This window comes from Pseudoalteromonas rhizosphaerae (assembly GCF_028885455.1).
Lineage (GTDB): Bacteria > Pseudomonadota > Gammaproteobacteria > Enterobacterales > Alteromonadaceae > Pseudoalteromonas > Pseudoalteromonas rhizosphaerae.
In genome coordinates, this window is the sequence record NZ_CP118496.1 from 2,469,451 (window position 1) to 2,482,237 (window position 12,787).

A 12,787-nucleotide genomic window follows, 5' to 3' on the forward strand; every position below is an offset into this window, starting at 1 on the left:
CTCTATTATTGTTATTTATCGAGATTGTATGCTTTTTTAACTAGCCCATAGGTTAGTTGATAAGCAAGTGTCTGTGCGCTACTTTCGCTAATTTGATGATTAGCTACCAATTCAGCCAAGTAGCGACAGTCAACACGGCGTGCAACATCATGACGAGCTGGAATTGATAAAAATGCGCGGGTGTCATCATTAAAGCCAACCGTGTTATAAAAACCAGCTGTTTCAGTTGTTTGCTGTCTAAAACGAAGCATACCGGCGGGGCTGTCATGGAACCACCAAGCAGGACCTAACTTGAGGCTAGGGTAGTGACCCGCTAGTGGCGCAAGTTCTCGACTATAGGTCGTTTCATCTAATGTGAATAGGATGATTTTAAGATCCGGGTGATTTCCGTATTTACTCAATAGTGGTTTGAGTGCATTAACGTATTCAGTTTGGCTTGGAATATCACAGCCTTTATCACGGCCAAATTGATCAAATACCGCTTGGTTATGATTACGATGCGCGCCAGGGTGAATTTGCATCACTAAACCATCTTTAATGCTCATACCGGCAAGCTCAGTGAGCATTTGGCCACGGAATAATTCTTGCTCTTGCTCTGTTGAATGGCCTGTTCGACATTTTTCAAATAATGCTTCACATTCTGCGGTAGGTAAGTCAGCAGTTAATGCAGTAGGGTGGCCATGATCGGTTGCTGTTGCACGTCCTTCAATACGAAAGTAATCACGACGTATTTGAATTGCCGCTAAATAACCTTGCCAAGTCGTTGTATCTTGGTCGGTTATCTCACCAAGTTTAATTACGTTGTCGATAAAATCTTCACGGCTAGCATCAACCACATCATCAGGTCTAAAGGTGGTGATCACACGTTTTGCTATTGCAGAGCCTGCAATTGCGCGGTGGTGCGGGAGCTGATCAAGTGCACCTTCTGTTGTGGCAATTAGTTCAATATTAAAGCGGTCCATCAGTGCATGAGGCTTGAACTCGGGTGTTGCTAACGCAGCTGTAATTTTTTGATAATAGTGCTGACCATTTTCAGAGCAAAGTTTTTCTGTAAAACCAAACACATCACTAAATACCGCATCTAACCAATAGCCACTTGGCGTTCCGGCATACAGGTGATAGTTATCAGCAAAGATTTGCCATACTTTTTCAGGATCAGCTGCTTTTGAACGAGCCATGTCGCCTTGCAGACCATGCTCAGGTACTCCTAAATCAGTCATTGGGATACCTTGACTGTAGAGCATTCTAAACACATAGTGATCGGGTTTTATAAACAGCTCGGTTGCATTGCCGAAGTTTTCATTTTCATTAAACCAACGTGGATCAGTGTGACCGTGTGGGCTAACAATCGGTAAGTCTTTAATTGATTCATATAACTTTCTAGCGATAGCAACGACGCTAGGATCGCTTGAAAATAAACGATCTGGGTGCAACTCTAAAGGTTCGATATTGCTCGGCATTGAAGATTCCTTAACTTTTCTGCTTGTATTTTGCCACCGGTGGCATGTAAAGGTAAATTACACTGTCAACGTATGGCAGTCAATATGTTAATTAGTTGTTGTTTAGTACCTGAAGGCAGGCTTGAGTGATTTTTTCATAGTCTTTACTTTGCACCCATTGTGGTTGTGCAATCCAAGTACCCCCCACGGCTATCACATTGCTAAGTGCTAAATAGTCTTTAAAGTTTTGTTCATTAATGCCACCTGTTGGGCAAAAGCGAATATCAGCAAATACGCTGCTGACTGCTTTTAAAAACTGCTCGCCACCACACAAAGAGGCAGGAAATAATTTTTGCTCAGTAAAGCCATATTCTTTAGCAAGTAAAATATCGGCGGTGTTTGAAACACCCGGCACAACGGGCACAGAAGATTGACTAAGGGCATCTAATAATCGTGGTGATACCGCAGGAGTAACAATAAAATCACTGCCGACGGCAAGACTTTTTGCAAGTAATGCTTGATCGGTAATCGTGCCGGCACCAACGCATAAATCGGGCAACGCTTTTTTAATCGCGATTAATGCGTCAAGGGAAGCTGGCGTGCGCAGCACAACTTCAACTAAATGAATGCCAGCCTTGTGCATGGCAGTGGCAATAGCGACACCTTCTTCACTACTATTTGCTTGTATTATAGGCAGAATTGTTTGGGTGCCTAATAATGTTGAAAACGCGTTCATACATCGGTTCCTATCATGATTGCTGTAATTGCGCCATTGTCAGTGGCTGTTTGTTTAAAGTGACATTATCTAAACTCATATTATTTACATGAGCTACGATTGACTGACTGCCTACTTGGTCAAAATGGCAGTTTTTAAAATGAATATCGTTAATTGGTGCGCGTTCAAAACCATTAAGATAAAACGCTTTACTGAGCACATTTTTACAATGTAAGTTTTCAATTTGAATATCTCGAACTGTTGGATCGAATTGTCCTGCATCGCCTTCTTCATAATAGAAGTTGATCACAACCGCATTTTTAACCGTGCCAACTTCGATGTTACGTATGCGAATATGCTCGATCAAACCGCCACGTACTGAGTTAGTTTTGATACGAATAGCGCGCTCTAGGTGGGGGCTGTCCATGGTGCAGTTTTGCACAAAGACATTATTTACACCGCCAGATATCTCACTGCCGATCACAACACCACCATGGCCTTCTTTCATATGGCAGTTTTCAATAACAATGTTTTGCGATGCTACCCCAACACGGCGACCATCAGCATTTCGGCCCGATTTGATCGCGATACAATCATCACCGGTATCAAAGACACAGTTTTTAATGTGCACGTGGTCACAACTTTCTGGATCACAGCCGTCTGAATTAGGACCATGGCTTGAAAAATTGACGTTATCAACCGTAACACTTTGGCATAAAACCGGGTTCACTAACCAAAAAGGTGAGTTTTTAATTGTTACGCCTTCGATTAAAATATTTTTACATTTATACGGTTGAATAAAAGGAGGGCGTAAATAGGCACCAGTACTGTATATACGTTGGCTGACAGGCACACCAGCTTCGGCATCAACCATTAACTGATCACGTGCTTCACGCTGGTGCAATACTTTACCTTGGCTATCTTTAATTAAATCCCAATGACCTTCCTTGTGTGGTCCCTTCCAAGGCCACCATGTTTGGTTATCACCATTTCCTTGCAGTGTTCCTTTACCTGTGATGGCAATGTTTTCTTGTTCATAAGCATAAATCAGTGGTGAGTAGCCCATCATTTCTAAGCCTTCCCAGCGAGTAAATACCTCTGGTAAGTAATGATTAGGATCAGTGCTGAAACTTAATATTGCCTTATCAGCCAAGTGTAAATTTACGTTAGAAAGTAAATGAATGGCACCGGTCAAGTAGGTGCCATTTGGAATGTAGACCTGACCACCTCCTTGTGCGTGGCAGGCTTCAATGGCGCCTTTAATTGCTTGCGTACAATCATATTGGCCATTTTCTTTTGCACCAAAGTCTTTAATATTAAATTGTTTAGCAGGGAAGGTCGGTACTACAATCGCTGATTTGATTTGTGCAGCCATTTGCCAATCGTCAGCGCTAATTGGTGCGTCAAAAACATTGAGCAAAGGGGCTGACTTACAGCCAACTAAGGTTGCTGTTACCAACGTGCTAGAAGCCAATGCTTTAAGAAAATACCGTCGTTGATTATTCATTTTGTATCCTGCTGCTGAAATTGGAATTATTATAATAGGTTAACATTAGCAGTTATTGCCACCGGTGGCAATGTGATTTTACTACAAAGTTTAAATTTTCAAAGACTTATTGTTTTTGAAAAAGTTATTTAAAATTAGTGACTAATAAAATAATCGATAGTAAAAATCATCGATTATGCACTGGGGAGAGTATTATATTGCAGACATAGCCTCAGTTAACGAGGCTATGTGTTGATTAAGTTTAGAAAGTGCCCCTTACACCCACTAAAAACTGGCGACCTGATGACAGATTTTCATAAGGGCGTGGCGTGTAAATATCATTCCACATATCTTGTTTTTCATCTGTTAAATTAACGGCTTCAAATGAAACACTCATTTTCTCTGTTAACTTGTAGCGGGCAGAGAAATTAAGCTTCGCCTTTGCATCATAACCACGCACAAAGGTTGATTCATCTTTATATTCGTCTAAATATTGTTTGTTATAGCCACTTCGGTAGTTATAAGAAAAACGAGCCGACCAATCGTCTACTTGATAGTACAAGGTTATATTGTATGTGTTCTTTGATGTTTCTTCTTCTACTAAGTTAAGTTGCGTGCCGTAAAATGGGTCTTCTATATCACGTGTATAATCAATATAGGTGTAGTTAGTTTGTAAACCTAAGGCATTAAATGGTTCAGGTAAGAAGGTAAAAGGCTGTTGATAAATAAATTCTGCGCCCCACATGCCTTCAGCATCGGTATTGACAAGTTGCGATACTTGCCAAGTTACAGTGCTAGGATCTGTGTCGCCAAGGTCGATACCAAGTCTATCAAGTTCGGTTTGTGATAAAACCTGCTCAGAACTTGCTTTTGTTAAACCCGAAATATTTTTATAAAACAGTGATGTTGCAAGCAGTGACTCTTCAGCAAAATACCATTCCAAACCTAGATCGTATTGTTTCGCTTTATAAGGCTTGAGTGACGGGCCTGCACCCATCTTAATTGTCGCTGATGGATCATCAATACTCGGCGTATTAATACTGATTGAAGAGCGTAAATCAGATAATTTTGGGCGAGTAATTGCGTGTGAATAACTAAAGCGACCGACTAAGTCCTCTGTAATATCGTAAGCAAGGTTAAAAGACGGTAGCCATTCATCACCTTCACTTACTGATTCACGCCAGCCATAACCTGCAGCATAGTTTGCACCGTCGCCACGTCCCGCAGTGAAACCATCTTTGTAAATATGATCTAAATTTACGATACGACTGGTGTTTTTGTTATCAACATAACGTACACCAACATTACCACGTAGCTCTTTATCAAATATGTAGTTTCTGAAATCTAACTGGACAAATGCTGTAGCAACTTCTTCTTTAATATAATAAGTGCGTCTAAAATCTTCTTTGGCTTGAAAAAAGTCTGCCCCAGCAAAGGCGTTATACATGGCATTATAATCAGGTGCTAACCAAGTACTACTGTTAAGCGTTGATGAACCAGGAATTGAAGCGTTGTTACCAAAACTTACACCTTGTTTATCTAAAGTGGTATTAAACAAGCTGCCATCAATTTGGGCTGCATCTAGCGATATAACACGCTCTTCTGCTATTGCGCCTGATGTTTTATTTGTATCTTTATTGATGTCTTTCCAGTTATTTAAATTATAGTGTTGTTCTGTTTCAAAACTACGCTGACCAACACCAAACTTAACTGTGTATTCATCGTTAATCTCGTATGTAAAATCAACTCTAATAGTTTTATTTTCACTTTCAATCGTTTGAGAGCGGTTACGCACTAAACCAGCGGTGTAATTACTTGGATCTGTCATCACCGATGCTATTTCATCTTTACTATAATTACCGCCAGGTGCCTGACCTGCAGCAAATGCAAATGATGGCATATTAGTGTTTAACTCACCGCTACCAATCGCTTGTCCGCCCGGGTTATTAATTAATGATAATGGGTCTATATTACTATCAAAACTATAGGCCACGGTAGATTGATTACTATCTAGGGCAAAGGTGGTCATATTCGGAATGTCTAAATCTGATTTACCTTGGCCTATTAGGAAGTTCATTTTAAAACGATCGTTAATAAACCAATTTCCAGTAAAGCTAACTTGATCAAAAGTTGATTCAGATGAATCCCGTCGTGTCTCTGAGCGAATAATGGAATTTGAATACGCACCTGCGACTATGGTGTTGTTGGCATCGACATAAATGTTTTCAGGGACGATATCTTTTTGATCTCGTGATAATACTTCGTAGTGATATTCTTCAGAATCATTATCCAAGCTTGCATGCAGCACATCTAAGTTGAATGAGAGGTCATCGGTAGGCGCATACTGAAAAGCAATTGTTGCACCAAGACGTTTTTGCTGTTTTGAATACAATGAATAGCGAGGAATTCGCGGTAAATATAGCCCATCTAAATTTTCATTGGTGTAATTCCCGTTTGGCATCAGTAATGTTTTAGGTGCTACGGTAAGATAATTTGAGCCGCCTTGACCAACAGGTAAACCATCTTCGACAAAACTGGGATTGTTTACAGTCCAACGTCCAGTTGAAGAACCTTCACTTTGTACTGTGCCATCAGAGTATGCAATAGAGGCAAGTACACCAAACTTATTATCCCAGTTATTACTGAGCATAAAAGAAGCACGAGGCGATACATCCTCATCAACATCACTATAACGAGCATTGACATTGTAAGCGCCTTTAAAGCCATCATATTGAAATGGACGCGCCGTTTGTAAGTTTACATTCCCTGATATGCCGCCGTCTTCAAGTTCAGCAGAAACGGTTTTATTAATATCTATTTGGGTAAACAGTTCAGATGCGAATACGTTAAAATCAAAAGCACGAGAAGTATTAGAACCACCAGCCGCATCAGTAGCAGCACCAGCAGATGCTGATTCCATGCCATTAATTGTGGTTTTAACGTAACGAGAACCTAAACCGCGAATGGTAATTTGACGACCTTCACCCGCATCCTCCTCAATAGAGATACCAGGTACGCGTGAAAGAGAATCTGCCACATTTAAGTCAGGAAATTTACCAATATCTTCTGCAATGATGGTTTCACGGGTGCCTACGGCTTCACGCTTAGACATTAAAGCGGCATTGATACTACCGCGAAAACCTTTTACTTCGATCACTTCGAGTTGATCATCAGCAACAGCATCATCTTGAGGGGCTGCATATGCTAAGCCACTGGTCAATGCGCCACTGAGTATTAAATTGGTCATTAACTTACTAAGTTTAAAATTGTGTGTGCTGGTTGTCATAGTGGTTCCACGTTCTACTTATTGTTATTAAGTTAACATGACTTAAAAGAGAGTGTTTGTCATGTCCTTGTTCTGATTTTTATTGCACCTAACCTCATAATCCATAATGGGAAAAACAACGAGAAAGCAAGTAGCAAAGTGTTTTATGAAATGGCTTGCTACCGGTGGCACAAAATGAAAAATATAGCGTTATTGATGTGAAGTCAAATGAAAAACATAACATTATTCATCATTAATTTACATTTAGAACAGCGTACGAATACCATTCAAGTGCAACATTATCTATAAGTACTATGATTTAACTGATCATTTGCCACCGGTGGCATTGTATTTTAATTATAAATAATGGATGCGCTACTTTAGTCGTATAAAAACAATATAAGAATATTTTTGTTAGTATGTGAGTAATTTTTGATTATCAATTAAGAAAGGCAATTAACATTGAGTTGTTGGTATTGTGCGTAAAAAAACAGCTTAATTAAAATGTTAATTAAGCTGTTTACCTTAGGGGAGTTTAAAATTTAAATACTGTTTTACAAGTTGTAGCGTATTCCTAAAAAGAACTGTCGGCCGGTATGATTATATTCACGTGGTAAATCTAAACTGCCATCACCTGTTGTATATAGGCGTTCATACTCATCGGTAAGGTTAATAGCTTCAAATGTTACAGTGACATTTTCATTAATATTATAAAAAGCAGATAGGTCAAAATGTGTTGGACCAGATGTCGCTTCTTCGGCATTACCATTGTTACCCGTGTAATCTGTGATGTAATTGTCGCGTTTATTTACTGAGGCACGAGCGCCATAGTTTTCTTCTTCATAATACAGGGTAAAGTTATAAGAATTTTTAGAAAGGCCGGTAATTTCACCTGCAGAGACATACGTATAGTTAGACACTAACCCCATATTTTTTAACAACCCAGGTAGGAATGAAAAAGGTTGCTGATAAATAAGTTCAAGCCCTTTGATCACAGTACCTTGTCCATTTACAGGGACGAAATGTGTGTAAGGGGTAGTTCTAGGATCGAGCGCACTTGATGGATCATATTGCGGATCATTATCAATAAAGGGTAAATAAGCAGGATCGACGAGTTTTTCTTCACTATCACTTTTTATAAAAGAGCCAATATCTTTGTAAAACGCTGTTGCTGCTAATAGCGACTCTTCTGCAAAGTACCATTCAACACCAAAGTCTGTATTGGTAGAGGTGAAAGGGTCTAAGAATGGGTTACCCGCACTAACAGTGCCGTTTAAATAAGAAAACGATGGATTACCAGGATTGAGTGAACTCAAACTCGGGCGGGTCATGGTTTTAGATAAACCCAGCCTTACAATCACATCATCGGTTGCATCAAGGGCTAAATTTAGCACCGGTAAAACATTGTCATAGCTATTGTCGATTGATACCGCATCAGTTTGAATAAAACCTGTTGATGTGGTTTCAGTTTTTACATAGCGAACACCTGCATTGGTGCGTAGTAGCATATCGGAAATTTCATATTCAAAATTAGTTTCCACATAGGCAGCCATTGTTTCTTCTTCAACTTTCCAGCTCTGCGCACTGCGTGGCACCCACTCTTTAACTAAAAGCTGTGAATTTATTGCATCAAAATCAGCCACTATAAAGGGTGATAACGTGCCGTCATAACCGGTGCCAAAATCATCGTAGGGCATTAACTGAGAAAATCCAGCTGCAGAATCTTGATCAGGAAAACCGTTTATTTGTGATTCATCGTAACTAACCGTTCTGTCGTTATAGGCTATACCGCCTTTGATATTCATCATATCCATCTCGTATGATAAATCAATTTTAGCGGTGTCATTTTCGCGCAGTACATCTGTTGCACGTAAGCGCCCATCGGCTAAATCAAAAGAGTTGGCATCTAGAGTATCGTAATCGTAATTCATCACAGCGGTATTATTGCTGGTGCCAAAATCCATCGATACTCTATGAGGTGCGTTATTAGTCATGTTATAACGATACTGCTCAGAGCGAGCATCCGATTCAGCAGTGCCCACCATAGCGTCTAATCGAAGGTAATCAGATAAATGATATTTAGCTGAGAATACGTATTGTTGAAATTTTGTTTTTGAAATCTGCTGACGGCTTTCTACTCGAGATTTAACGCCGTTAAATGTCGCTGCTTGGATCTGTTTTCCATTTTCAGCCACGGTAATCGATTCAGGGGTAATTTCGCTGAATGTGTTTCTAAACATCTCGAAAAAGTTGTACATAGTACGATCATTATCGAGGGTTGAATGTAATGTATCTAGCGTAAGGACCAGATCATCGTTAGGAGCATATTGTAATGAACCGGTAAAGCCTAAACGGTCTTGTTCATTACCAAAAAAATCAGGGCGAGGCAGACGTGGCGTATATAAGCAGTTCACAGCATCGACTGTTTGACCTTCGAACTCACACTCCCCAGTATTGGGTGTGCCAATAACTTCTGTACTAGAGGTGTCAGCATAAATACCGCCACCATCGAGTACGGGGGTGGTCCAGCGCACAGTCCCAAAGCCTTCTTGGCGCACGGTGCGTTCAGATTTTGCGACAGAGAATAAAGCCCCGATTGTATCATCAGCAAATGTGTTGCTGATCATAAATACCATCCGTGGGTCGACTTCTTCAGTGAGGTCGTTATAACCGGCTTGCGCAGACGCAGCAACATGAAAGCCTGTTGTGTCAAAAGGACGTGCAGAATACATATCAACAGTGCCCGCTATACCTCCTTCTTCAGTTGCAGCTGTGGGCGTTTTTTGGATATCAACACGATTAAATAGTTCGGATGCAAATATATTAAAATCAAATGCACGGCCACCATTTACGCCGCCACCAGAGTCAGTGCCATCGGTACTTGCAGGTACTTCCATACCATTTAAAGTAGTACGTGTAAATGCAGGACCTAAACCACGTAAGGTAATTTGCCTACCTTCACCACCTTCACGGGAAATTGCCACACCAGGAATACGTTGTAATGATTCGGCGATATTCAGATCAGGAAATTTACCAATATCTTCAGCAGCGATAGATTCTGTGGTATTTACTTCAAAACGTTTAGTTGCTAACGATTTATTTAATGATGATCTAAATCCTGTTACTTGAATTAACTCTATGTCATTTTGGGCTTTAGTTTCTGTTTGTGGTTGTTCATCGGCTGCGATTGCATACGATGTTGTGCCCAGTAATAAGGCACTAACAATGCAGTTAAGTGGCTTTAGAACGAACTTATTTGCAGTCTTCATTGTGTGTTCCTTTTTTATGCTGTTGATTTGAGTTTTTATTTTTATTACTTTATTTAGCCAGTAAAATATAAGTCTATGATTTGATGTCATAAAAATATAATTTGAAACGGTAGCAATATCAGGGAAATACATTTGCTACCGGTGGCACCCAAGTCAAGCTATATCTAAAAAAGCGTATTGTCAAACCTAAGAAATTACATTTTTCATGGTTTATTTACATTTTTTTTGCAGTAAAAGTACATTAAGGACTGGTTTAATTTTATTCAGCACCATGATTTAACTTGTTATTTGCCACCGGTGGCAGTTGGTGGTATGTTTATAACGACAACCACAATTAAGTAAAATTATTTTTTCACTCAATTACAAAAGATAATTTTATAAAGAGCTAAACTGATTTTTTAAAAACAATAAAGAGCGAGTAGAATGGGAAAATTAATAGCAGCAATATTTATCATGGTGAGTTTTTCAAGTATGTCAGCAACTACTAAAGTTCAGCTTTTTATGGCAGGGGATTCAACCATGTCAATTAAAGAAGTGAAGGATTACCCTGAAACAGGTTGGGGAATGCCCTTTAGTATCTTTTTTAATGACAGCATCGACGTTAAAAATCGTGCTAAAAATGGTCGTAGTACACGTACCTTTATCAGTGAAGGCTTGTGGGCGGGCATTATAAATGAACTTAATAAAGATGATTTTGTGATCATTCAATTTGGTCATAACGATCAGTCAAAACAGAAAGTAGACCGCTACACTACACCAGAGCAATATAAGCAAAACCTAGTTAATTTTATTGCTGAAGTAAGAGCAAAGCAGGCACAGCCATTACTGATGACCCCGGTAACGCGTCGTTATTTTGATGAAAAAGGTCAGATCAAGGACACCCATCCTATTTACGCTGATATAGTAAGAGATGTAGCTAAACAGACAGGGGTCGATTTTATTGACATGGAACGGGTGACCCAACAGTATTTTCAAAAGCTTGGTGGGATCAACTCACGCTTACGTTTTATGCATATAGCACCTAACTTACATCCAAATTACCCTATGGGCGTAGAAGACAATACCCATTTCAATGAACTTGGTGCTCGAGAAGTTGCTCAATTAGTATTAACTGAAATGAAAAAAATAAATCACCCACTCGTTAAACAATTACGCATACCTGATCCAAAACATTTAAAATAAAAGTAATTATCTATAAATTTTTCGGTTAAGCATGATGTAGCTAATAACGTATGTAGTTTATTTAGTGTAGTGTTATTGCATTGGATGGGTGTAAATACATTCAATGCAATAACTTCTGTGCACTTAGCTTAATCGACTGGATTAATTGATTAGCTAAAATTATTGATTGAATTACCCCCCCAACAGACCCATTAATGTAATGATGGTTAAATTATTTTGATTATCTTTATCACTTAATTAAAGGCAATGAGGAGTACGCATGTCTGGGTTATCTGCAATACCGTTTTCTTTACTTGAGCTTAGCCCAATGAAAGAAGGTGCCACCGTCTCAAGTACTCTTGCAAATAGTGTCGCTTATGCACAAAAAGCTGATGAACTCGGTTTTAACCGATTTTGGATGGCTGAACATCATAATATGCCGGGAATTGTCTGCGCGGCAACCTCTGTATTAATTGGCCACATAGCAGGGCAAACTAAAACTATACGAGTAGGTGCTGGTGGCGTTATGTTACCAAATCACCCGCCACTGATTGTTGCAGAGCAATACGGCACGTTAGAGAGTTTATACCCAGGGCGTATTGATTTAGGTTTAGGTCGCGCACCAGGTAGCGATCATATAACCAGCCGTGCTCTGCGCCGAGATGAACGACGCGCTGAAAACTTTGCCGATGAAGTTACTGAACTGCAAACTTTATTAGGCCCTTACGATGGTAGTCACCCTGTTCGCGCTATTCCTGGCGAGAATACCAATGTACCTATTTGGTTACTTGGTTCCAGTTTATATAGTGCGCAACTAGCTGCTAAAAAAGGCCTCCCTTATGTGTTTGCTGGCCACTTTGCACCGCGTTTTGTTTATGATGCAATCGCTTTATACCGCCGTGAATTTCAACCTTCTGATGTGTTAGACAAACCGTATGTAATGCTTGGCTTACCGATTGTTGCAGCAGATAGCGATGAACATGCACAGTTTTTAGCAACCACGTCAAAACAGCGTATCTTAGCACTGTTACGTGGTGATCCTTTATGGCTAAAAGCTCCCGTTAAAAGCATGTCTGGATTATGGAATGAGCAAGAGCAGGCTCAAGTTGAAAACTTTTTAGGATTATCTGTGGTAGGGAGTCCTGTGACCATTGCTCATAAGCTAAATATGATAGTCAAAGAGCTTGGTGTCGATGAGTTCATTTTTACCAATGATCTTTACCAAAGTAGCGACCGTCATCACGCGTTGGAGATTTTACGGTCAATAAAAGCATAACCACTGAAAATTAAGCTAAGGTACACTTAACTCCCGTTACAATACAGAAACTAGCTAATACACAAAGTTTACTAGTTTCTGAACTCTACTTAAAAGTGCAAAACACAGCACTAATCTTATTTAAGCTTGCGTTCTGTTTTTATAATCAATTCGATTTATATAATCAATTTTAACGT

7 protein-coding genes are annotated in these 12,787 nt (G+C 39.7%); 2 read left to right on the plus strand and 5 right to left on the minus strand.

Features of this window, described 5'->3' with window-relative positions:
- Positions 1 to 11 precede the first annotated feature (11 nt).
- From uxaC to PVK79_RS10420, 5 genes are all read right to left on the minus strand, one after another.
- A complete protein-coding gene (uxaC, locus tag PVK79_RS10400; RefSeq protein WP_257326640.1) occupies positions 12 to 1,460 on the minus strand; it encodes a glucuronate isomerase in 1,449 nt (482 codons plus the stop codon).
- A gap of 91 nt (positions 1,461 to 1,551) precedes the next feature.
- Positions 1,552 to 2,175 (minus strand): bifunctional 4-hydroxy-2-oxoglutarate aldolase/2-dehydro-3-deoxy-phosphogluconate aldolase, encoded by a 624-nt coding sequence (eda, locus tag PVK79_RS10405; RefSeq protein ID WP_257326641.1) that lies wholly within the window; start codon positions 2,173 to 2,175, stop codon positions 1,552 to 1,554.
- Positions 2,176 to 2,188: 13 nt separating this feature from the next.
- Positions 2,189 to 3,661 carry a glycoside hydrolase family 28 protein gene (locus tag PVK79_RS10410; RefSeq protein WP_257326642.1) on the minus strand — a complete coding sequence of 491 codons (1,473 nt, stop codon included), beginning with the start codon at positions 3,659 to 3,661 and terminating at the stop codon, positions 2,189 to 2,191.
- Positions 3,662 to 3,902: 241 nt separating this feature from the next.
- A complete protein-coding gene (locus tag PVK79_RS10415) occupies positions 3,903 to 6,926 on the minus strand; it encodes a TonB-dependent receptor (protein ID WP_257326643.1) in 3,024 nt (1,007 codons plus the stop codon).
- A gap of 533 nt (positions 6,927 to 7,459) precedes the next feature.
- Positions 7,460 to 10,174, minus strand: coding sequence for a TonB-dependent receptor (locus tag PVK79_RS10420; RefSeq protein ID WP_257326644.1), 2,715 nt, complete (start codon positions 10,172 to 10,174; stop codon positions 7,460 to 7,462).
- 423 nt (positions 10,175 to 10,597) lie between these two features.
- Here PVK79_RS10420 and PVK79_RS10425 point away from each other — a divergent pair, with 423 nt between their 5' ends.
- Positions 10,598 to 11,356, plus strand: a complete 759-nt coding sequence (locus tag PVK79_RS10425; RefSeq protein WP_182757802.1) for a rhamnogalacturonan acetylesterase — start codon at positions 10,598 to 10,600, stop codon at positions 11,354 to 11,356.
- A 259-nt stretch (positions 11,357 to 11,615) separates the two neighbouring features.
- A complete protein-coding gene (locus tag PVK79_RS10430) occupies positions 11,616 to 12,611 on the plus strand; it encodes an LLM class flavin-dependent oxidoreductase (RefSeq protein WP_257326645.1) in 996 nt (331 codons plus the stop codon).
- The last annotated feature ends 176 nt before the right edge of the window (positions 12,612 to 12,787 follow it).